This is a genomic window from Acinetobacter sp. UBA6571 (genome assembly GCF_002434085.1).
GTDB lineage: Bacteria > Pseudomonadota > Gammaproteobacteria > Pseudomonadales > Moraxellaceae > Acinetobacter > Acinetobacter radioresistens.
This window is the reverse complement of record NZ_DJJJ01000047.1, coordinates 42,700-65,144: the sequence shown is the minus strand read 5'-3', so window position 1 is coordinate 65,144 and position 22,445 is coordinate 42,700. Positions and strand designations below refer to the sequence as shown.

17 protein-coding genes and 1 pseudogene are annotated in these 22,445 nt (G+C 43.0%); 4 read left to right on the top strand and 14 right to left on the bottom strand.

From position 1 onward, the window contains the following. The 5 genes and pseudogenes from B3X18_RS08780 to B3X18_RS08760 all read right to left on the bottom strand — a co-directional run. Positions 1-348: pseudogene (locus B3X18_RS08780) on the bottom strand (aconitate hydratase B); the annotation flags it as partial. Between the two features lie 435 nt (positions 349-783). After that, a complete protein-coding gene (locus B3X18_RS08775) occupies positions 784-1,143 on the bottom strand; it encodes a hypothetical protein (protein WP_005025514.1) in 360 nt (119 codons plus the stop codon). A gap of 92 nt (positions 1,144-1,235) precedes the next feature. Further along, positions 1,236-1,592: a hypothetical protein gene (locus B3X18_RS08770; RefSeq protein WP_005025512.1), complete on the bottom strand. Its 357-nt coding sequence runs from the start codon at positions 1,590-1,592 to the stop codon at positions 1,236-1,238. Positions 1,593-1,784: 192 nt separating this feature from the next. Next, a complete protein-coding gene (locus B3X18_RS08765; protein WP_005025509.1) occupies positions 1,785-6,299 on the bottom strand; it encodes a translocation/assembly module TamB domain-containing protein in 4,515 nt (1,504 codons plus the stop codon). 29 nt (positions 6,300-6,328) lie between these two features. Beyond that, positions 6,329-9,085 carry an autotransporter assembly complex protein TamA gene (locus tag B3X18_RS08760; RefSeq protein WP_005025506.1) on the bottom strand — a complete coding sequence of 919 codons (2,757 nt, stop codon included), beginning with the start codon at positions 9,083-9,085 and terminating at the stop codon, positions 6,329-6,331. Positions 9,086-9,255: 170 nt separating this feature from the next. Here B3X18_RS08760 and B3X18_RS08755 point away from each other — a divergent pair, with 170 nt between their 5' ends. Further along, entirely contained in the window at positions 9,256-10,575 is a 1,320-nt protein-coding gene (locus tag B3X18_RS08755) for an MFS transporter (protein WP_005025504.1), read from the top strand. A gap of 2 nt (positions 10,576-10,577) precedes the next feature. Beyond that, the gene (gene coq7 / locus B3X18_RS08750) at positions 10,578-11,213 is read left to right on the top strand and encodes a 2-polyprenyl-3-methyl-6-methoxy-1,4-benzoquinone monooxygenase (protein WP_005025502.1); all 636 of its coding nucleotides are present in this window, start codon (positions 10,578-10,580) and stop codon (positions 11,211-11,213) included. 60 nt (positions 11,214-11,273) lie between these two features. On the opposite strand, the gene B3X18_RS08745 is transcribed toward coq7, so the two are convergent. From B3X18_RS08745 to B3X18_RS08730, 4 genes are read right to left on the bottom strand one after another with little or no spacing between them, the layout of a single operon-like run. After that, positions 11,274-11,717, bottom strand: a complete 444-nt coding sequence (locus tag B3X18_RS08745) for a 2-amino-4-hydroxy-6-hydroxymethyldihydropteridine diphosphokinase (RefSeq protein WP_005025500.1) — start codon at positions 11,715-11,717, stop codon at positions 11,274-11,276. After that, positions 11,674-12,054, bottom strand: coding sequence for a dihydroneopterin aldolase (gene folB / locus B3X18_RS08740; RefSeq protein WP_005025498.1), 381 nt, complete (start codon positions 12,052-12,054; stop codon positions 11,674-11,676). Before folB ends, B3X18_RS08745 begins: the two co-directional genes overlap by 44 nt. A gap of 19 nt (positions 12,055-12,073) precedes the next feature. Continuing rightward, positions 12,074-13,378 carry an ABC1 kinase family protein gene (locus B3X18_RS08735; RefSeq protein ID WP_005014783.1) on the bottom strand — a complete coding sequence of 435 codons (1,305 nt, stop codon included), beginning with the start codon at positions 13,376-13,378 and terminating at the stop codon, positions 12,074-12,076. A gap of 46 nt (positions 13,379-13,424) precedes the next feature. After that, positions 13,425-14,165, bottom strand: a complete 741-nt coding sequence (locus B3X18_RS08730; protein WP_005025496.1) for a HesA/MoeB/ThiF family protein — start codon at positions 14,163-14,165, stop codon at positions 13,425-13,427. Positions 14,166-14,520: 355 nt separating this feature from the next. Between B3X18_RS08730 and B3X18_RS08725 the strand changes: the two genes are divergently transcribed. Further along, on the top strand, positions 14,521-15,021 hold the full coding sequence (locus B3X18_RS08725) for a pyridoxamine 5'-phosphate oxidase family protein (protein WP_005014787.1): 501 nt from the start codon (positions 14,521-14,523) through the stop codon (positions 15,019-15,021). Positions 15,022-15,107: 86 nt separating this feature from the next. Here B3X18_RS08725 and B3X18_RS08720 read toward each other — a convergent pair whose 3' ends face one another. The 3 genes from B3X18_RS08720 to B3X18_RS08710 all read right to left on the bottom strand — a co-directional run bounded on the left by B3X18_RS08720 (position 15,108) and on the right by B3X18_RS08710 (position 18,932). Next, on the bottom strand, positions 15,108-16,760 hold the full coding sequence (locus B3X18_RS08720) for an AMP-binding protein (RefSeq protein WP_034670085.1): 1,653 nt from the start codon (positions 16,758-16,760) through the stop codon (positions 15,108-15,110). Positions 16,761-17,007: 247 nt separating this feature from the next. Further along, positions 17,008-18,144 carry an acyl-CoA dehydrogenase family protein gene (locus B3X18_RS08715; protein ID WP_005025492.1) on the bottom strand — a complete coding sequence of 379 codons (1,137 nt, stop codon included), beginning with the start codon at positions 18,142-18,144 and terminating at the stop codon, positions 17,008-17,010. Between the two features lie 17 nt (positions 18,145-18,161). Continuing rightward, positions 18,162-18,932, bottom strand: a complete 771-nt coding sequence (locus B3X18_RS08710; protein ID WP_005025489.1) for an SDR family NAD(P)-dependent oxidoreductase — start codon at positions 18,930-18,932, stop codon at positions 18,162-18,164. 173 nt (positions 18,933-19,105) lie between these two features. On the opposite strand from B3X18_RS08710, the gene B3X18_RS08705 reads away from it, so the two are divergent. Further along, on the top strand, positions 19,106-20,131 hold the full coding sequence (locus B3X18_RS08705; RefSeq protein ID WP_005025487.1) for an AraC family transcriptional regulator: 1,026 nt from the start codon (positions 19,106-19,108) through the stop codon (positions 20,129-20,131). Positions 20,132-20,487: 356 nt separating this feature from the next. Here B3X18_RS08705 and prmC read toward each other — a convergent pair whose 3' ends face one another. Together prmC and prfA are read right to left on the bottom strand one after the other, a co-directional pair. Further along, positions 20,488-21,312 carry a peptide chain release factor N(5)-glutamine methyltransferase gene (gene prmC, locus B3X18_RS08700; RefSeq protein WP_005025484.1) on the bottom strand — a complete coding sequence of 275 codons (825 nt, stop codon included), beginning with the start codon at positions 21,310-21,312 and terminating at the stop codon, positions 20,488-20,490. Further along, positions 21,312-22,400 carry a peptide chain release factor 1 gene (gene prfA, locus B3X18_RS08695; protein ID WP_005014798.1) on the bottom strand — a complete coding sequence of 363 codons (1,089 nt, stop codon included), beginning with the start codon at positions 22,398-22,400 and terminating at the stop codon, positions 21,312-21,314. The genes prmC and prfA overlap by 1 nt, the downstream gene beginning before the upstream one ends. Between the last annotated feature and the right edge of the window lie 45 nt (positions 22,401-22,445).

The window sequence follows — 22,445 nt, the reverse complement described above, 5'->3', positions numbered from 1 at the left end:
GGCAGCCAGTTCAGCCAGTTCAGCATCATCAAGTAATTCAACTAAAGGGGCTACGTTATAACCGCCGAGCATTGTACCTAACAGGTAAACTGCACGCTCTTTAGAAATTAATGGAGAGGTCGCTTCACCTTTTGCCACGGCAGCCAAGAAAGCAGCTTTTACATAAGCTGCTTGATCAACACCTGCGGGAACTCGGTTTTCAATCAAGTCAACCAGGTATGCTTCTTCACCAGCAGGTGGATTTTTTAACAATTCAACCAGCTCAGCTGTTTGAGTATCGTCAAGTGGCTTCGGTGGGATTCCGAGTGCGGCACGTTCTTCAACGTGTTGGCGGTAAGCTTCTAGCACGGTGTAATTCCTCTTTTTTAAAAAATTACTTGTGAATTCCAGCTTCTTCAAAGCTTCACAAATAATATGGACTGTAAAATTTTACTAAAATTCCCGATAAAAGTTAATGCAAGTAAAGTGTTTCTTTGTGATGCCCATTATTTTATAACTAAATGTTATTCATATAATCTCTCAAGTGTCTTGGATCTTGAGCCTCTGTCTCTACTAAAATTTTGACCGTCGTCAGATGACAGTATAGAAGGTTAAAGTGAAGAAAAATTCTTTTCTCCAATTATCTTTAGTCGGGTTGGCAATTTCTGAAAATTAACTGTGCATTTTGCTTTCAATAAATACATTTAAAGCTAGTTTTATTTTCAAGATTTAATCTAAGCACTACCAATGAGCCCAAGCATCTTACTTAAAATACTTAGGCTATTTTATAAAGTTAGATATAAGTTATAGTTTTTTATATTGTGGCATCCGGTCATGTGGTGTACTCAGGCACTGTTCATAGGCCTGCTGTTTAAATTTTTCTTGTACATCAAGTTTTGCCTGCTTACCCTCAACTCTTGGCTGAAGATAAGCCTGATCCAGAATTTTAAGAATCATTTCTTTGATTAGTGGATCTTCCACACGGTTAGCATGCTCCAGTGCCCGAGCTTTATCAATCCCAGACTGGCGGTCTAGCATGATTGAACGTGCAGCATTACCTAGACTGGTACAAAAGCCTTGCCACTGCTGCTCAGGCGTTAAAGGGGGTTTCTCGCTACAGGCAGCCAAAAGTAAAGCAGTACCTATTACAATAATTTTCTTCATCTGCACTCTCCTCTTGGCCCGTATCATACCCAACTTCAATGCTATATAGCGAGCATTTAGCCCTCAAAAGCCGAAGCCCTGATCATTTAGAGTTAATCACCATAACTTAAGTACCGGGCATTATAAGGTTGCCAGTACTGTGCTTTCGTTTTGATTAATATATAGATACCAATAGCCGTACCGATGGGAAAACTAAAAAGTAAAATAATACCAAGTAAGCGAGACAGGCGCCGACCATAATCTGTGCCATATTTGACTTCAATTGCGGCTCGGACATGAGCCAGTGCCAGCATAACCAGCAACACTATAAAAGCCAGATTAATATATTTCTTTTCAGGCACCTGCGGAAAATACAGTACAAAAAATAGTAGGATGAAAATAGCTGCGACATACAAAATGGCTACAGCACGATGCATGCGATACACCCCGGGATTTCGTATCACGAGCATACTCATTCTCCTGATTATTCTATTATGGTTTCATTATTGTTCTCATATTAAGTATATAACTTATTTAATGAGTTATTGTACGAAATAGTGGATAAAAATATTTGAAATTTCATTTACTTTTACCGTTTAGAATTTGCAAAAAAACAGGACATTTTCGAAAGAATGTCCTGTTTGTCTATATTTGAAAACAGATTAAAAACGCCAGTTATAAAATAGATCTATAGCACGTTCTAGCGACTGGCTCGCCTCCAGATATAAGCGACGGTTCACCTGGTAACGAACGGTAAGTGTATTAACCGGTGTAAATACCCCAACTCCATAACGGATATAAAGGTCAGGCGTAATATAACCGGTCAGGCTCACTTGAGTATCATCTCCGGTGCCCTGTGCATCTAGCGCCAGACCACTTAAACCAAAAGTACGCCCAATCTGATTGGTAAAGGCACGTGTACCACCCAGCCCCAGACTGATACCCGCTGCTGCAATTGTATTATTTACATCGGATCTAAAGCCTTCTGCATTATTCAGACCAGTTGTACCTTCATTAATTCGCCCGGTAAGTATCGCATTTAATGCTTCCTGCTCAGAAAGTCCAGCATCATTATAAATCTGGATATTTGGACTGGATGCTGTACCCGTCACACGTACCCCGACAGTACTGCCCTGAACATTTTTACTGGCTTCAACATCAAGTGACGGGTTAGATAGAGGACCATTAAAACGTGCAATTGCCCGATTCAAGTCCAGACGCTGGCCATACGCTTCAATTTTTACTTGACGACTCACCCCGATGGCACCATTAGCATTCATTGCAGTCTCCAGACCGCGCTGGGTCAGATAAACCCGGCCCAACAGTGGAATACGACTGTCAAAGCCTTGAAAGATCACCTGATCACCCAGATTGACCTGCACATCGGCACGGATATCCCACGGTCGGGCTGAACGCAGGATTGAAAGCTGATCCTGGCCTTCCTGTACTACACGAACATCTGAAGATACATTTACTACTGGCGCACTGGATTCCGGCATAGAAATAAGCGCGCGTGGCACATCAATCTTACCTTTAAGTGTCAAACGCTTACTCATTGGCAATACGTCTAAAGATACTTCCGGAGTCACTACAGCAGTTACCAGAGGAGCCTGACGGATGAGCAGATTCTCACCCTTCAAACTGAGTTGAATTCTCGGATCATTACGCCAGTCCACACTACCCGTTAAAGAGCCTACTCCACGGCCACTGTTGAAAGCACCATTAATGGTGGCCTGATCTTGACGGATAGCTGAATAAACTTGGATATTGGTCAGATTTACTGGCAGTGAAATCATGCTGATAGCGCCGTCTTTTAAGCGTAGATCTCCATTAAATTCTGGCTGGGTTAAGTAACCACCAATTTTTCCGGCAAGTGATAAAGTACCACTAAGTGAACGCACATCCTGAATAAATGGCTTAAGTACACTGAGCTGAATCCGGTCAAAAGCGACTTCACCACGCATTGGCATCGGGGTCTGATAAGGATTAATAACCACGTTTGCATAACCTGTACCAATTGCTGGGGTGGTTACATCAAGACGTAATTGCAATCCTTCACTGATACTCTTGGCAATTACACTCAGTTCATCATAACGTACAGCCGTCGATACTTCCTGCGGATCTTCCGCAGCCATACCGATTTCACCATTTCGGGTAACCAGCCGCGCATCAATTTTCGGTTTACTTCCTTGCGCCCATGATGCTCTTGCATACCCATTCAGTTTCCCGGTAACTGCCAGACCTTCCGGCATAAATGCAGCAAAATCATTCAAATCAAGATTAGTTGTTACCAGTGAGGCACTGCCTCTGGTTTTACTCACACGCAAAGGTTGATCCAGACATAATCGACTTTGCTGACTGGCCCAGCAATGCTGCCCAACATAAAGTTCAGTACGCGCAGCCGAATAAATTACCGGAGCATTTTGCTGCTGAACCAGATGTGTACGTGTCGAGTTGAAATCCCCTTGCTGTATCTGGCCTAACCAGTCATTTTGTGTATTAAAACCACCTGCCAAACGTACAAAAAAACGAGTATGGCGGTTATTTGCCTCAGCTGTCATCACATGGGCTTTACGGGTACCCGCAATCCGAATCACTCCTTCACGAATTTCTCGGTCACCACGGCGCAGGTTTTCAAGACGTCCAGTCAAAACTGTAGGTGCTGTATCTGAAGATGGCAACTCACCTCGAACCGAGAGCTTGCGTATACTGAACAGATTGTTCAGTGCCAGATTATCCACTACCAGATTTGTAGTCAGTCTTAAGCGGGGTTGAGCCTGTAAATTAACATAGCCATAAGCACGACCACGTAAGCCGCTGTATAGCTCATATAATGCAGGCGCATTAATTTTGATTCTCAGGTTCTGGGCATTACCTGTTGCCTGTACCTGATTTTTACCATATGCCAGAAACAAGTTATTAGCTTCAAACTGCTGAGGCAAAAGACCTTGCTCTCTGGAGTCAATGACTACCGCCAGATTGCCCCGTCCTCGTACAGGCCGGTTATTAATAAATCCTGCAAGATTTAGTTTCTGAAGGTTAATACGTTTTAAAGTATCTGACCAAACCCCTTGTGTCTTGATATTTCCAGACAACTCACCCTTAACGCTAGAAACAAAATAGTGCGGTTTAAACCGGATTAATGAAGCATTCAGGTCCCAGCTTATTCCATTTTTCAAATTAAGCAGACCATTAGCCTGTATTTGTCCGGCTATTCCCTTGTGTTGCAGCTCTTTAATTCGTATAAGTTCTGGTGTACCTGACATGCGTAATTTCAACAAGCCCTTACCTTGGTTAAAGGCATTAAGCGAACCATCGTAATTTACACCAAAACCGCGTAGCCCTCCGCCAGACTTCTCATCCCGGAATAGCAAGGCAATATTACTGTTACCACTGAGCTGCACAGTTTCCTGCTGATTTTGGGCCAGTCGACCAGACAGATTGATATTCTTAAGTTGAATAATCTGCTGGTTTGGCCGTGCATAGCCGCTACCGCTGACTGAACCATTTAATAAATTGACAGGTGCACTGGCAACAACAGTTTGCGGATTAAAGTTCTGGGCTTTTATAAAAGCATTCCAGCTTAACCGACGCTTCTCATGCGGAAGTAAAACTTTGGCATGCCCACTCAGACCACCTTGAGCTGCCTTATAGCTGAACGCAGGTACATTGAGAATATTATTTTTCAGATTGAGTTGAGCATTATATTGACCCGGTGGCAACATACCTTCTTCATTACGGCGGACTACTGTTGCCACATGGATATTCTGCTGACCTTCGACCAAGGCTAGATTAACGCGGCCGGATTCACTGCTTAACCAGCCCACATAAGGTACGGCACGATCAATATTATTCCAGCGCACATCCAGCAACATAGGTTGTGGACGCCCTGTCTCCCCAGCCTTTTGGTCCAGTTTCAAATTCCAGGTTTCATAACGGTCAAAGTCTATAAGACCAGTAGCATGCAACCCGTTTTCCAGTGTACCGCTAGAAGCAAGATTTGCATCTAAAGAGGGTGGCAAGAAATCTCGTACGGCTTGAGGCAAAATTTTATTATCTGGATTAAGGCGGTCTGCACGGCCTTTTAAATCCCAAGTTACCTGTTCGTCCCAACCGACTCTGCCTGCCAGATTAATTGAACCGCCCATTAGCTGGCCATTTAAATTGGTAATATTAAGCTGATTGACTAAGTCAGTATTCATCAAGGCATTATATTGACCTTTAGGAATATCTTTACCGCTCAGATCGGTATTTATATCTAGATCAAGCTGTTTAATATCTCCATTAAACTTTGCTACGCCTTTTTCACTGAACAGTTTCTGCTCGGTCATTAAAGGCCAGTGATAATTATTCAACTGTAGCTCACCAAACATAGGCACATGTTCACGTACCGGATGCAAGACTACCCAGCCAGTAAGCAAATCTGGAGTATTAGTGGCCACACCCGCCTGAATACTATCCAGACTGCCCTTAGCTACTATTTTAATATCATGAATATTAAGGTTATTTCTTAAAGCGGGAATATTCAAATCGCCAATGGCATTTAATGGATAATTACCTGAAAAGATAATCCGGCCTGTTGCATTGCGCAGACTTAAATAGCCCATATCCATACGTGAACGCTCGAAGTTCAGCTCAGTACCTGACCAAAGAGCATCATTTAATTCAATATTATAAAAATCCACTGCAGAGGTGGTGGTTTTAATCAGTAAATGGTCAACTGTTCCATTATCTACCCGAAGTACAAAAGGAAGTTTAATATCTTTAAATTCAAATGGTTTACCATCAGAAGGTTTATTATTAATCACCTGTAAATTACGCACGTCGGCATAATTCAAATGCAGTTCTTTTTGCAGTATTGCCCGCCATCCCAAAGTAATCTCGGCGCGGTCAATTTTTACATCGACCTGTTTCACCTTAACCAGAATATTACGCAGTGTAATGCCGCGCAGTAAGTTCCCACCTTCATATTCATATACAATAAAGGTCTGTCGCTCCAGCACCCGGTCCAGTAAAAATTTACTGCCGCGGTCTGTAGAAAACATAATCCCCAATGCGGATGCCAAAAGCAGTATCACAATCAATAAAGCAAAAAGTGCACTACGAATTACACGTTTACGATGATTTTTTTTAGGTGCTGGAGCGGGTGAATTTACCCGCTGTTCTGCATCAGCCATAATATTCCCGAGAAAATTTTATATATTTATTAAAGTTGTGGGCCAATAAAAAAATGTAACCGGATAGGTATATTATCATCTGAAAGCCCTGCGGCGACATCCAGACGTATCGGTCCTACCGGTGAACTCCAGCGGATACCCAAACCGGCGCTATAAGCGGTCGGTGTATTAAAATCTTTATCATAAGCATTGCCAGCATCAGCAAATACTGCTGCTCTCCAGCCATCTTTAAATTGATAATTATATTCTAGCGATGTCGTTGCTAAAGCCTGGCCACCTACTTTATAACCAAACACTTCTGGTGACAGGCTCTTGTAATCAAAGCCCCGAATGCTCTGGTCACCGCCGGTAAAGTACCGAATATTATAGGGAACCTGATCAAAATCTTCTGTAAAAATATAACCAACATCAGCACGCCCCACGAACTGATGATCATTATTTTCACCTAGCGAATAAATAAAGCGCCAGCCAGCATTAACCAGTGCCATATCAGCATCAGAAAGTAAGGTTTTACTACCCAGTTCCACTTTATAGGTTTGTCTAAAACCACGAGTTGGATTTACCCGTGCATCGCTGTCAAGACGTGAGGTTTCATAGCCAAATAGTAAAGACTGCTGTTCAGGATTTGAACCGGGGATCTGGAATGCATCTGGTATGCTGTCTGATACGATATTTCCACGCTGGTTCAGCCGGTCTAAACGGTAACGGGCCCCAAAAGTATGTTGCCACTGGCCTCGCGGATTTTTGATAATCCGGTCTATGCCTGCAACTGCTGACTCAATATCCAGATTAAGGCCTTTACCGACATCTTCCCGCTCTTCACGCTCATATCCACCAACCAGGTTAATATAATCGTCAGTTGGATGGTTATATGGAATCGTATAACGGCCATCAAGCGCCTGACGGATTTTAGATACTTCCAGATTACTGTCAAAAGCATGACCACGCCGATTCACGATGGCACGACGATACTGGGTACGCAGGCGCGCGCCTGTGTCACTACCATAACCAATACCAGTTTCAACACTATTTAAACTATCGGCATTTAAAGTAATGAGAACCGGAATGCTTCTTTCTGCACGGGCCTGCTCACGTAACTGTTCCTGCTGTGCTTCCCGCTCATCCTGGACCTGCTGTTGCTCGCGGGCCAGTGAGACTTGTTGTATATCTGGCTGTGTGCCGGCAAACTGTTTTTCATCGACTACGTTCTGGGTAACTTCCTGCGCAGAAGTACTTTTATTACGTTGCTGATCCTGTGTTAATGTCTGTTCAGAAATTTGCTGCTGGTCAAGCAGGGTCTGTATATCTGGCGGAAGTTCGAGCGGTTTTTCTATCGGATCCGGCTTTACTGCATCGACCAAGGTATAGTTAAAATAGCGCGCATTGGTGAGGTTGTTTGCCAGCGTGTTAATACGCCAAGAAGTATAGTCATCACCTTCTTTCCAGGGAACCATACTCTGTAAGATATCATCATCCAGCGGAAAGGGTTTGGAAGGATCACTCATCTGGAATACAGGTTTCTTCAGGCTATATCGGTCACCAGTTTCATAACGCAAATTGATTTCTGCCGTATTCTGCGGCTGACTGATTTTGACATCATGCAGGCGCCAGTAAGCATCGAAATAACCGTTATTGCTAGCTGCATCAGTGATACGGCGTTTGGTCTCTTCATAAAGTCCATGATGAAAAATATCACCAACGTCCTGATCGGGAATAAGCTCGATAACCTGAAATTGTGGCTGTTCACTACCTTCCCCAGAAATTTCAATATCCTGCTCGGTAATACGTACCGGCTCATTCGGCTGGACATATACCCGTACCCGGCTATCACTTACTTTTTCAAAGCGAAAGGTCGAGTTATAGTAACCCACCGCCTGCGCAGCCTGATTTGAGAGACTGCGTAATTGTGGTAAAGCACTATTAAAGTCCTCAAATGACTCTTGGGTAAAACTGGAAAGTTTTCCTCGTATATTGGCAGCCAGCTCTGGAGGAGCACCCTCAACAGTCGCGGTAATCCGTGGCACTGTTTCTGCTGTACTCATATCTCGTGGCGGACGAATCCGGTACAAGGCTCGTTTGAAGATATTCGGTTTTTCAGCATCTTTAGGCGTAGTTTTTCCGGTATCCAGTGCAGATAATGTACGACCTGATTCGTTGATTTCTGCTACAATTGCACGATCTGACTGAATTTGCTGCATTAACTGGTCAACATTTACAGGTGCCTGGTTAATGGCCGTCAGCTCCTGCTGGCTTGCCTCAGGAATAGCCGTTTCCGGAGCACGGTTTAAACCTGCACGAAATGCTTGAGCCTCTGATTTTGCCTCTTCTGCGACACGGTAAATTTCATTGGCCATACTCTGGTCAATCTGCTCGACCGGATACTCTTCAAGATCTTCAAACTCTATGGGTTTAAAGGCTGATTTAGTATCCTGATCTGTCTGCTGCTCCAGCAATCTTAAGCTGTCCTGATTTACGCTCCGATCCTGCGTTATTTCTTCTTTCTTTTCTTCAACTACTTTTTGTAATTCTTGTTCTGTCATGGAAGGTGCAGCGGCTATCTCATCCTGATCATCTTCAGGCTGGCCTTTTGCCTCACTACGACTGGTTAATACTGGCTTGGATTCTGGCCGGTAAGTCGGGATAGGTTCCTCTTGTGCATAGACAGAGGCAGTAAATATACTTAAAAATACATTTGTATAGACCAGTTTATTGATATGATTTATTTTCAGTATACGGTGTATTGACCGGGTCAGAGCTGACTGTTTAAAGTTAATTTTTGCAGGCATGTAAAACTCTAAATTTATTTTAGTGGAAAAATTTCCTAATAAATAAACCGGAAATCAGGCAAAACAGTTCGTTTTTCATGGCTCAACGGTTAAAAATATCATACATGAAATTACTTAGAGTTTTACTATTTACACACATTTCTTAATAAAACTAATGAAGTTTATTGCCCATGGAAAAACCAGAACATCTTCTTCACTCGCGCCGCTTTCTGCCGATGTTTTTAACTCAATTTTTCGGGGCCCTTAATGATAATATTTATAAACAGGGATTATTATTAGTTATTACTTATGGGTGGATTCACCAGCAAGGTGTGCCGGTCAGTACCCTAAATAATTTAGCTGCCCTGTTATTTATTTTGCCTTACTTTATTTTTTCAGCAACTGCCGGACAAATTGCAGATCGTTATGAACGCTCACGCCTGGTTCGTATGATTAAAATTCTCGAGATTATGATCATGCTAATTGGCAGTGCAGGCTTTCTGATGGGTAACCTATGGTTATTGTTGCTTGCACTATTTATGATGGGCACTCACTCGACCTTTTTTGGTCCAATTAAGTACGCGATTCTGCCTGAAATCTTAAAACCACAAGAGTTAATGTCTGGTAATGCCCTGTTTCAATCCGGTACCTCTATCGCGATTTTAATGGGCATGATTTTAGGCGGCGCCGTAATCTCAATTTCTCAAGGCAATCTATTTTGGATCAGCCTGACAGTAGTAGTTATTGCTTGCTTAGGCTATTTAACCAGCCGTTTTATTTTACCTCAAAAAGTATCTGCCCCTGATCTCCAGATTGACTGGAATTTTTTTAGAACCAGTTTCCAAACAATTCAATATGCTAAAAGTCTGCCATTAATTTTTACTATTTTGCTTGGCAACTCATGGTACTGGTTTTATGGTGCTACTTACCTGACCCAAATTCCTCAGCTTACCCAGCAAAATCTGCACGCTTCTGAAAATGTGGTCAGCCTGTTATTAACCTTTTTCTCTGTAGGCATTGGAGTCGGTTCGTTACTGTGCCGCAAGATTGGTGGTGGTGAGGTCAATATCAAAATGGTGCCTGTGGGCGCAGTAGGTCTGACTATATTTGCACTTTATCTTGCTGGCAGCTTGATGTTTGTACCCGAACGTACTGGTGAAATGCTGAGTTTGAGTGATTTTTTCCATCAGGGCTGGGTTTATTATCATGTCATGCTGGCAGTCACTTTACTGGGTATCAGTGGCGGTTTTTATATTGTTCCACTGTATGCCATGATGCAGGCTTATTCACCTCGCTCACACCGGGCACGGGTGGTCGCAGCAAATAACATATTAAATGCTGTTTTTATGGTAAGTTCCGCCATCTTTTCTATTTTAATCTTAAGCATACTTAAAATTGATATTAAAATACTTTTTGTCATCACTGCGGTACTGAGTGCTATTTTTACCATTTGGCTGTTGATCAGGCTAAAACCGATGCTTGAAAATACTCAAAACTCCCTGGAGGATTAACCATGCGTCATTACACCGGTATGGACCGTCTTATTCAATCTTTTGATCAGGCCCTAAGAAGTCTGGTTCCGGGCGCAACTACAGCCCAACGTGATAATCCCGCCCATAGTTCTGATACCCATCTGACTGTAAGTGATGCCCGCCATGTAGCTGGTCTAATGCGTGTGAATCACAGTGGTGAGGTATGTGCCCAAGCGCTTTATCATGGTCAGGCACTGACTGCCAAGCTGCCAAATGTGCGCCGGGAAATGGAACAGGCGGCCATTGAGGAACAGGATCATCTTGCTTGGTGTGAAGACCGTTTAAAGGAACTTGATAGCCACACCAGCCTGCTTAATCCGGTCTGGTACAGCCTTTCATTTGGTATGGGCGCACTTGCCGGTATTGCAGGTGATAAATATAGTCTGGGCTTTGTTGCCGAAACTGAACGTCAGGTCAGTCTACATCTGGAAGATCATCTTCGCCAGTTACCGGCCCAAGATGACCGTTCACGAAAAATTCTGGAACAGATGAACGAAGATGAATTGCATCACCGGGATACTGCATTGAATGCCGGAGGGGTTGATCTGCCTTATCCAGTCCGGATGACCATGACAGCAATTTCTAAACTGATGACTAAAACCAGTTACTACATTTAATGCTTTGTCCTTTAGTTTTAAATCACAGGAATATTTAGTCTTCTGATATATAAAACTACTTTAATCCAGCATATCGATATTCCAGCAGGGATACGGATGCTGGATTTTTTGTGGCTGTAATTTTACCCCGACATCCTGCAGTGGAATTCTGACATCCAGCGGCAGAGGCATCTTTCTAGAATTAAAGTTTAACTGTTGCAAGTTATTCCCCCATGCAATTACATCCACATCGAGAGTAATACAATGAGAAGGCCGGATACGCCCAGCCTGCTGTTCCAGTTCTTTGCTCCATTGCTGCATCTGCTTTGCACTTAACTGACTTTCAAGCAGACAGGCAGCATTCCAGTAATCTGCACCAATACTATCCCGACAGGGAATCAGATAAACTTTAGACCAGTGAACCCGTCCTAACTGTGCCAGTGCGGAACGTGCAAACTGGAAATATTGATGAGGCTGTTGATTACTGGCCAGAGCCAGTAGATAGCATGTTACGGTGGCGTTCAAGACGAATTCCTACAGAATTTGCTTGCGCGATAATGGCAGGCTTGCGGACCGTAATAATAATAGATTCAATACTAAAAAAGGTAGTAAAAAGTTTTTCAATTACTAACTGCGCCGCATGTTCAATCAGTTTTGGTTGTGCCTGCTTGATGACCTGTGTAGTCAGCTCACAGATTTCAGCATAATTAAGTGTATCTTGCAGCTCATCACTGGCTGCTGAACGGCTCAGGTCATTGTGGATCGTGAGATCCACCAGTAAAGGCTGGGTAATCTGGCGCTCCCAGTTAAAGCAACCGATGACGCTTTCGACCTTTAATCCCTCAATGATAATTGCATCCATAATGACCTGACTTATTTAATTAATGTTTAAGCAATAAATTCGGATCCATATTCTGCACCATTTGCAGACGTTGGTCCGCATAAATATCAGTATATGGCGCCAGAACACGCATAAAACGGTCGAAATATAGCATCTGCTTGAATAGTAGTGCAAAATCACGCGGGAACCGAATACCGTGCCGCTCACCAACAGCCACCATATCCATCATGATGTCATTTAAGTCTGCCGGGTTAGAAGACAGTATTTCTTGTGGGTCTGCCAGTAAGACCCCGCTAAATAAACGCTCTAGATCCGCTGCTAAAACCTGTACATCAATTTGCTGGTCAGTCATGCCCATATTTAGCATATTCTCTGCCATTGCCTGATAATTGGTATGCTGCAACGCATCCATAAAAGCAATACAGGCTGTCCAGACTTCAGGTTTTAACTGTCCGACTATACCAAAATCAATAAAACCTACCCGGCCATCTTCTAGCAGCATCAGATTACCTGCATGCAAGTCAGCATGGAAACTCTTACAGAGCATCAAACTGCCAAACCAGGTATTCATAGCTGTAATCAGCACTTGTGACGGGTCTTTAGCATACTTTTTCACCACCTCAAAATCAGTCAGAGGTACGCCATACAGACGCTGCATAGTCAATACACGGCGGGTAGAATACTGATGATAAACCTTTGGTGCTGTAGCAGCCTGATTTTGGCTGATTTTCAAATACTCAATAAAATCATCGAGGTTTTGTGCTTCTTCAATAAAGTCAACTTCACGTACCATACGTGTCTTGATCTCATCAACAATATCAGCCAGTGAAGCAAACTTGACCTTGGGTACGACTTTTTCCAAAAGTTTGGTGGCCCAGTGTAAAACATTCAGATCAGTATACAAAATGGTTTCCACACCGGGCTTTTGTACTTTGATCACCACATCTTCACCACTTTTAAGTTTGGCGGCATGAACCTGTGCTATAGACGCAGATGCCAGTGGTGTCTCATCAATTGAAGCAAAAATTTCAGACAAGTCACGATCTGCAAATTCTGAAGCCAGAACCTGTTGAATATAAGAAAAAGGCAAAGTAGGGGTCTGATCCAGACAACCCTGAAATTCTTCAACAAATTCACGTGGAAAAAGTGAAGGTGTACTGGCAATAAACTGGCCAAGTTTAATATAGGTAGAACCCAAGGATTCAAAAGTTTCACGCATCATTTTAGCATTATTGGGCTTTTCAGCCGCGGTGGCATATTTAATGCCTGTCTTGGCTGCGATTACTGCAGTTTCACCTATACGGGCTACAGACCGCATGCTTTCAAACCATATATTTTTTTTCATAGCTTATAAATACAAGAATAATGAGAGAGATTTTAACAAATACACCCTAGTTTAAAGGGCTTTTTGCTCGACAGGCTGAACAATTTGTATCGTTTTCAAATTTAAGTATACGTTGTTTCATACTCAAACCATCCCAGAGTAAAAGTTTTTCTCGTAATGGTAAAAGATTTAAACCTAAATATAATAAAGCATGATGCGCTTGTAATGACGCCATCATTACCGGTGTAGTGGCCAAGACTCCCGAATCAGCACAGCGCAAACTTTCATCCGTATGCTGGCCTTTAGGAAAAATACATTCATAACAGGCAGAGTTACCTTCTACCATAAAAAGCTGGCCTTGAAAGCCAATGGCTGAAGCACTCAATAAAGGAACCTGTTGTATATAACACACTTGGTTTACCAGATAGCGAGTAGAGAAATTATCGCATCCGTCCAGAACCAAGTCCTGTCTGGCAATTAAATCAACTATATTTTCTGCATCAAGCCGTTGATTAACATGTTCTACCAGAATATAGGGATTGATCTCTTTTAAACGTTTCGCCAGTATTTCAGCCTTATAAAAACCGACATCTTGTGGCAAAAAAGCAGTCTGTCGCTGCAAATTACTGATTTCCACGGTGTCAGCATCAATTACGGTAATTTTACCTACGCCTGCCCGTGCCAGCAACTCGGCAGAGGTGCAACCGATCCCGCCTGCCCCAACAATCAGGACATTTGCCAGCTTGAGTTTTTCCTGCGCGTCAATATCCCAGCCATCGAGTAAAATCTGGCGGCTGTACAAGTGCATTTCATTATCACTCAGTTCCTGACAGTTATCTTGTTTTATCACCTTACATTTCCCTGACTGCTCTGCGGCGTGTGTAATTCTATCCTGAATCTTTCATAGTTTTAACTGCTGATTTTATAGTAAAGCTATAACAGCTCCCAGAATATAGATCGTTATGTTAACCATAATTTCCCCATCTAAAAGCTTCTCAGACTCTAGTTATGTACTTTCTGTTTATTGATGAGTTCTTTCATTGTTGAAATGTATAAGTTAAGTGAGACAACGACTTATTTTCCTAAAAATCGTTTTAATCTGAACAGGTTCTCAAGATTAAATCATTTAAATTAAAGAAAACCTTAACATTAGGAGAATCGTTATGACAGAACATGAAAATCGTGAAAAATTATGGGAACTTATTAAAGATGTACGTTTTGCAATGATCAGTCATCAGACTGAAACTCATGAAATTCATGCTCAGCCAATGACTATGCTGAACTCAGAACGTATGGATGAAGACCAGAATGTGTATTTTATTTTAAAAGATACCAATGATATTGTGCAGGCGGTTGAGGCAGGCCGTAATCAACTTGGATTGGCTTTTTCCAAACCCTCTGACGATATTTATGTATCCATCAGTGCACATGGAGAAATCAGTACAGATCGCGCTTTAATTGATAAGTTATGGAACCCATGGGCAGAAAACTGGTTTGATGGCAAGGATGACCCAAGTGTGCGTGTACTTGTTGCCAAGGCAGTTAGTGCAGAATACTGGAATGTCACTGACAATAAGGTTACACATCTTTTAAAAGTCTTAAAAGGTAACATTACCGGTAAGACAGAGGAGCCTGACTCTGAGCATAAGCGTCTTGACCTGTAACTATGTAGAGTATTGAGGATACAAAATTTAATCAGCCTCAATGTATAAAAAGCACCTGAATAGGTGCTTTTTTAATATCTTATGCCTTAACCCACTTTTCTCTTTTCCATTTGAGAAATTTCTTGTTGTTTTAACAGGTTGCGCTGTATTTTACCACTCGATGTTTTTGGTAGCTGACTTACAAATTCGATTTCTTTAGGATAAGCGTGTTTAGATAAACGCGAACGCACATAGGTTTGTAATTTATCTTTAAGTAGCTCAGAAGCCATATACTGATCTTTAAGTACCACGAACGCTTTGACAATTTCAGTGCGTTCAGGATCAGGTTTACCCACGACCGCAGATTCGAGTACCTCTTCGCACTCAAGCAGGGTACTTTCTACATCAAACGGACCTACCCGATAACCTGATGTAGTAATTACATCGTCAGCACGTCCAATAAAATCGATTCCACCCAATTCATTTAGCTTGACTGTATCGCCTGTCAAATAATATTTTCCGGCAAAGGCTTTACGGTTATGCCCGTCATACCCCTTAAACCAGAATAAGGGAGACTGCTCGCAGTCAAGTCCCAAAATTCCAATACCGCCCTCACCCAGTTCCTGATGTTGCGAGTCCAATACTACAAAACGGTGCCCGGGTATGGCATAACCAGCAGAACCCACCTTTTTAGGATGCTCCAGGGCATGATGATTGGCAATTACCATGCCCAGTTCAGTTTGGCCGTATTGATCGTAAATATTGACCCCCAAACTATCTTTAAACCAGTGAATGACTTCTGGTGTTAAAGGCTCACCAGCACTGCTAACTACACGTAGATGCTCACTGATTTTCTCGTCAAATTTGTGTTTGAATCCAAAAAACATGCGAAATGCAGTAGGCGATCCAGTCAGGTTACTGACCCGATACTTGCGAATGACTTCCAATGCATGATCTACCGTAAAACCTCGCTCATCCATAATAATACTATGACCTAGGCTTAATGGACCTGTAACACCATAATACAGTCCATAGGCCCAGCCCGGATCAGCAAGATTCCAGAATGAATCCTGTTCTTGCAAATCGACGGCATGCTGCATATAACCTTTGAACGCTACCATTGCTTTTAGCGGAACCGGCACAGACTTGGCCAGACCGGTCGTACCTGAGGTAAACATCATCAGGAAATCATCTTCAAAGCTGCGCATAGTCGCTGGACAGTTTTCAGGATACTGCTTGAGTATTTGCCAAAAATCTCTTTCATTCTCCAGATGAGGCACAGAGTATTCTTCAAGATTGACTGTAAGAATTGATGGAATACTAATTCCATTTAGTTTGGTTCGCTGTTCGTGATGAGTCACTACCAGACGGGTATTGGCTGTGGTTAATCTGTGCTCAATTGCTTTAGATTCAAATGCAGTAAATAGTGGCTGATAGACTGCCCCAATACGCCATGTGGCTAAAATTGTAATCAGTAATTCCACTGTTCTTGGCATTAGCCCTGCAACACAGTCTCCCGGCTGAATATTTAATGATTTGAAATAATTTGCCAATTGGCCTGACGCCTGAGCCAGCTGATCAAAACTGTACTCGGCCTGTTGGCCGTCTTTACCTTGCCAGTACAAGGCAATACGGTTAGAACCCGTATGACGCTCACAACACTCTACATAGGCGTTGACAGCTTCAGGCGTACCCAGAAGTTGTTGCTGAATTACCTGTTGCAGATCAAAATCCTGATATGCCTGTTCTAGTGTCTTCATCCCGATGACCTCTTGTTCCTGTAAGGCCACAGATCACTTGTGATCCGCCATAGCCCTATTTTTATTGTTATGTCACTGCTTCAGTTTTTGAGACTTCAGCTTCTATATAAATTTGATTTACTTAAAATAAAGCTTGTAGGTTTTGGTGACAATTTCCAAAACTGTCAAATAAGCTGCCATATTCAGCCTATGACTCAAATTATCCAGGCTGATCATGATAGTTTTCAATCTAAAAAGAGGTGGAGTTTCAGATTTTCGTGACTTCGCGTGCAATCACCAGTCTCTGAATATCTGATGCACCTTCATAAATCTGGCTAACCCGAACATCCCGATAGATACGCTCGACCGGAAAATCAGTTACATAGCCATAGCCCCCATGAATTTGTATAGAATCTGAACAGACCCGCTCTGCCATGGTAGAAGCAAACAGTTTTGCCATTGAGGCTTCTTTCAAACAAGGCAGACCAGCATCTTTCAGACTAGCTGCATGAAAAACCAGCTGCCGGGCTGCTTCAATTTGTGTAGCCATATCTGCTAGACGAAAAGCCACTGCCTGATGCTGCACAATTTCTACACCAAAAGCCTTACGTTCATTCGCATACTGTACAGCAGCGTCTAAAGCAGCACGCGCCATTCCTACAGATTGCGCTGCAATTCCTATACGGCCTGCTTCCAGATTTGAAAGTGCAATCTTGTAACCTTCTCCTTCCTTACCCAGCAAATTTTCCGCAGGAATCCTGCAGTTTTCAAAAATAATTGTGGCCGTATCTGAGGCATGCTGTCCCATTTTATCTTCAATATTTGCGACCACATAACCAGGTGTATGAGTCGGTACTAAAAAGCACGAGATACCTTTTTTGCCTGCGGTTTTATCTGTAACTGCAAAAACCAGCGCAACCTGTGCATGTTTACCTGAGGTAATAAACTGCTTGGTGCCATTAATGACCCATTCATCACCGTCACGTTCAGCACGGCAACTGATAGCACTTGCATCTGAACCAACATGCGGTTCAGTCAGACAAAAGCAGCCCAGCCATTCACCTGAGGCAAAGCGGGTCAGATACTCCTGCTTTTGTGCCTCAGTGCTATATGCATAGGTAATACCACAAGGCAATGAATTCTGTACGCTAATGATGGTTGAAATTGCACCATCACCTGCCGCTATTTCCTCTAGAGCAAGCACCAGTGAAATATAGTCAAGTCCAGCTCCACCCCATTCAACTGGTATCGCCATACCAAAAGCACCCAGCTCAGCCAGCTCTTTAAGTTCCTGAGCAGGAAATTCATGCGTTTTATCACGGTGGGCAGCAGTGGGTTTCAGTTTTTGCTGTGAATAATCACGAAGCATGTCCTGAACCATACGTTGCTCGGCAGTTAAAATCATCAGCTTACTTCCTTGTATTATTTGGCAGCCATACGGATTGCACCGTCCAGACGAATTACTTCCCCATTCAAATAGGTATTTTCAACAATATGAGCAACCAGTTTGGCAAACTCTGCGGGTTTAGCTAATCGTGGTGGAAACGGTACCATTTGTCCTAATGCTTCCTGCACTTTCTCTGGCAGGCCTTGTAGCATTGGAGTCTCCATGATACCTGGCGCAATAGTCATGACCCGAATAGCGTGTTGTGCCAATTCACGGGCCAGCGGCAAGGTCATAGCCACCACAGCACCTTTAGAGGCCGAATATGCAGCCTGCCCGATCTGTCCTTCAAATGCCGCTACAGATGCCGTATTAATGATAATACCGCGCTCTTCCTCCCCTTCTTCAATAGAGTTTCTGGACATTAACTCAGCTGCAAAGCGCAGCATGTTAAAACTACCAGTTACATTGATGTCCAGAGCACGTTGAAATAGAGCGAGCTCATGTAGCCCATTTTTCCCCAGTATTTTGGCTGAAGGTGCAATCCCGGCACAGTTGATTAAGCCGTGCAATGCACCAAACTGTTGTGAGATATTGATAAAAAGCTGCTGGACAGCGATTTCATCTGTAACATCAAGTTTTACAAACTGGGCTTTTGGTCCCAGCTCCTGAACCATCTGCTCACCAGCATCCTGATTCATGTCGACCAGAATTACTTGCGCACCCTGTCCGGTCAATTGTCGTGCTGAGGCAGCGCCCAAGCCTGAAGCACCACCCGTAATAACAAATACTTTTCCCTGAGTTTTCATATTTTTCGATCCGGCTGTCGATATTTTTCAAATAAAACGTTTAGTTAAATGCAGGGTAATGGCTCTCTATTTACAGTACAATTTCCAAATTGTGCAATTGCGATGCCAGTTTTGGGCAATCTGGCCAACTGCTCTACAAACAATTATTCATGATGGGATCAAGTGAAAATATAATGGACCGGACAGATTTAGAAGAAAGCAAAGGAACAATATCCGTCAGTCTGGTTCATGAAGCCTTGATGGTGGCCTATAGCCGTGGACTTGATACCCGGCTCATTCTGCAAAAAGCAGAAATAGCACCTGAAATTCTGCACTCAGCCAAAGCACGTATTCCGGTTTCAGCATATGCCTGTCTCTGGACTGAACTGGCTGATCACATGAATGATGAGTTCTTCGGGATGGATAGCCATCCCATGCGTCGTGGTAGTTACCAGTTACTCAGTAAAATGCTGCTACAGGCAGAGACACTTGAAAAAGCAGTTCAGGATATGCTGAAGTTTCTGAACTTTATACTGGATGATTTACAGGCTGAGCTTCAGCTTGAACAAGATAAAGCTTTTCTGGTGCTGCATGATCAAGGTCCAGTCAAACGGATGTTCAGTTACGCGACTTATCTGATGCTGGTACATGGCTTAATATGCTGGTTGAGTGGCCAGCGTGTGATATTGGATAAAATTGAACTGCGGTGCATGCAGCCTCTAGATGATCAGGATTATCGGGTTCGGTTCTGTGAAAAAATCTACTATGGCGCTTCTCAAAACCGGATTGAGTTTAGCCGGCATTATCTTGAAATAAAAATTAAGAAAGATAAAAATGCCTGGTACGATTTTTTAAAGCATACTCCCCAGAATCTTCTGGTTCGTTATAAAAATCCTGATTCCTTAAGCTTTAGTATTCGTAAATACTTAAGTAAGCTTATACCAGCAGAGTGGCCGGAACTTACCGACATTGCTGCTCGCTTTAATCTGTCAGAAACCACTATGCATCGACGTTTAAAATATGAAGGTGTAAGCTATCAGCAGCTAAAAAATGATATCCGTCGTGATATAGCCATTGAATATCTGACCCATACTGATCTTTCATTACAAGATATTAGTGAACAACTCGACTTTCATGATGCCAGTGCTTTTCACCGTGCCTTCAAGAAGTGGACAGGGGTCAGTCCGGGTACTTATCGGCAGAATCGGAGCAAGCTCTAACTTGCACTTTAAAGAGAATGACCATAAAAACAGTCTGTGGTCAGCGAAGAAATTTCTTTTATAGCTAGCGGGATAACTTTAATTATCTATTAATTATATAAATCTCTTTTAGTTTCTGTCATCTACTTAAAACAGCTTTAAATAGTTAAAATAGAATGGCAATACTTTTTATCGGCTGAGAGATGGCGTTAAATATTGTTTCCCGCTACTGTAATTTTCGTAATTATCCTGCTCAGGATACCGGAAAAACAACAGGCCACTTGATGAAATTTATAGAAAGCTAAGGCTTAGGTTAGCAAAATTATGACCAGTAAATAAAAGGCTCCTAATGAAGCCCCGATATAAATAAGTTTCGATCAGATTAGCTGACCCAATGTAACTCGATCATTGCCACTATAGTCTTTTACAGTACGAACCGACTCAAACCCTTTATTCTCAAAGAAAGAGCGTACGGCTTTTGCTTGTTCATACCCATGCTCCAGTACAATCCAGCCTTCTGGTCTTAACCAGCTTTTACCCTGCTCAATAATCGTCTCCAAATCAGCCAGACCTTGCTTAAGCGCAACGAGAGCCCGTACCGGCTCTGTGGCCAGATCTTTCATATGCCGATCTTCTGCATCGATATAGGGTGGGTTGGATACGATTAAATCAAATATAGGCTCAGGTAACTGGTTCAATGCTGCAAACCAGGCTCCACAAGCAAACTCTACCTGCTGTAAACCATGTTTGTCTGCATTTTCACGGGCAACTGTAAGGGTGGGCATATAAACATCAGTAGCCAGAACCGACCAGTGAGGTTTTTCTGAGGCTAGCGCCAGAGCGATGGCACCTGTACCTGTGCCTAAATCCACCATCTTGGTTTCTTCAGGCAAGTCCAGCGTCAAAACAGTTTCGACCAGTACTTCAGTATCTGGCCGTGGTACCAGTGTATCTCGGGTCACTTTCAGATCAAGTGTCCAGAATGGCTGTGAACCAAGAATATATGCGAGAGGTTCGCCGGCTTCCAGTCGAGCCAATGCAGCCAGATAAGCATGCTGCTGCTCGGCCGTCAGCTCTTTATCCTGACGGAACCTGAACTCAAACATTTTTATATTTAGAATATGTTCAAGTAGCCAGATATTTTCCTGACGTTCATAGCTGTCTGGTATGCCCCGAATTGTCAAGGCCTCACTAAGTTTCATTAGCCGCCATTTTCCTGTGCCAGCATTGCCAGCTGATCAGCCTGATATTCACGATGCAAGCTATCTAAAAGCTCATTTAGATCACCTTCCATAATGGCATCTAGCTTATACAATGTGAGATTAATACGATGATCAGTCATCCGTCCCTGCGGATAGTTATAGGTACGAATACGTTCAGAGCGGTCGCCCGAACCCACCAGATCACGGCGCATTTCAGAAGTGGCAGATTCTTGTGCAGCACGTTTAGCATTCTCTAAACGTGAAACCAGAAGTGACATCGCTTTGGCTTTATTCTTGTGCTGCGAACGCTCTTCCTGACATTCAACTACTGTGCCGGTAGGAATATGGGTAATACGTACAGCTGAGTCCGTTTTATTAATGTGCTGACCGCCGGCACCTGATGCACGATAAGTATCAATACGTAAATCAGCCGGATTGATGTCTACTGTGGTATCCACATCTACTTCAGGAAGTATCGCTACAGTACATGCTGAAGTGTGTACCCGCCCCTGGGATTCTGTGGCTGGTACACGCTGTACTCGATGTGCACCGCTTTCAAATTTCATGCGGCCATAAACACCATCACCATCGACACGACAGATTATTTCTTTATAACCGCCATGTTCGCCTTCATTCTCAGAGAGAATTTCGAGCCGCCATCCACATGATTCCGCATATTTACTATACATACGGAACAGATCACCAGAGAAAATTGCCGCCTCATCACCGCCTGTTCCAGCACGAATTTCCAGATATGCGGCATTGGCATCATTTGGGTCTTTTGGAATCATCAGAATATTAAGCTGACTTTCAAGTGACTCTATCAGGGCCCGGTTCTCTCTAATTTCTTCCTGAGCCATTTCTTTAAAGTCAGGGTCAGAAAGCATGGCTTCAGCTGTTTCAATATCTGCTTCAGCTTGACGATATTTGGCCCAAACTTCGGTAATTTCAGTTAGATCACTATGTTCCCGGGACAGCTTGCGAAAGCGTTTATTATCAGAAATAACTTCAGCATCTGCCAGCAGTGCGGTCAGCTCTTCATAACGGTCAGATAACTGATCAAGGCGTAAACGTAGCGATTCTTTCATCTTTTAATATGTCTCAAGTCAAACAGCATTCGACTGTTAAAAGCG

Bases quoted from the DNA above. Each gene is read 5' to 3' on its own strand.
- B3X18_RS08775 (WP_005025514.1), bottom strand. From the start codon at position 1,143: ATGAAGAAAATTATTGTAATAGGTACTGCTTTACTTTTGGCTGCCTGT.
- B3X18_RS08770 (WP_005025512.1), bottom strand. From the start codon at position 1,592: ATGCTCGTGATACGAAATCCCGGGGTGTATCGCATGCATCGTGCTGTA.
- B3X18_RS08765 (WP_005025509.1), bottom strand. From the start codon at position 6,299: ATGGCTGATGCAGAACAGCGGGTAAATTCACCCGCTCCAGCACCTAAA.
- B3X18_RS08760 (WP_005025506.1), bottom strand. From the start codon at position 9,085: ATGCCTGCAAAAATTAACTTTAAACAGTCAGCTCTGACCCGGTCAATA.
- B3X18_RS08755 (WP_005025504.1), top strand. From the start codon at position 9,256: ATGGAAAAACCAGAACATCTTCTTCACTCGCGCCGCTTTCTGCCGATG.
- coq7 (WP_005025502.1), top strand. From the start codon at position 10,578: ATGCGTCATTACACCGGTATGGACCGTCTTATTCAATCTTTTGATCAG.
- folB (WP_005025498.1), bottom strand. From the start codon at position 12,054: ATGGATGCAATTATCATTGAGGGATTAAAGGTCGAAAGCGTCATCGGT.
- B3X18_RS08735 (WP_005014783.1), bottom strand. From the start codon at position 13,378: ATGAAAAAAAATATATGGTTTGAAAGCATGCGGTCTGTAGCCCGTATA.
- B3X18_RS08730 (WP_005025496.1), bottom strand. From the start codon at position 14,165: ATGCACTTGTACAGCCGCCAGATTTTACTCGATGGCTGGGATATTGAC.
- B3X18_RS08725 (WP_005014787.1), top strand. From the start codon at position 14,521: ATGACAGAACATGAAAATCGTGAAAAATTATGGGAACTTATTAAAGAT.
- B3X18_RS08720 (WP_034670085.1), bottom strand. From the start codon at position 16,760: ATGAAGACACTAGAACAGGCATATCAGGATTTTGATCTGCAACAGGTA.
- B3X18_RS08715 (WP_005025492.1), bottom strand. From the start codon at position 18,144: ATGATTTTAACTGCCGAGCAACGTATGGTTCAGGACATGCTTCGTGAT.
- B3X18_RS08710 (WP_005025489.1), bottom strand. From the start codon at position 18,932: ATGAAAACTCAGGGAAAAGTATTTGTTATTACGGGTGGTGCTTCAGGC.
- B3X18_RS08705 (WP_005025487.1), top strand. From the start codon at position 19,106: ATGGACCGGACAGATTTAGAAGAAAGCAAAGGAACAATATCCGTCAGT.
- prmC (WP_005025484.1), bottom strand. From the start codon at position 21,312: ATGAAACTTAGTGAGGCCTTGACAATTCGGGGCATACCAGACAGCTAT.
- prfA (WP_005014798.1), bottom strand. From the start codon at position 22,400: ATGAAAGAATCGCTACGTTTACGCCTTGATCAGTTATCTGACCGTTAT.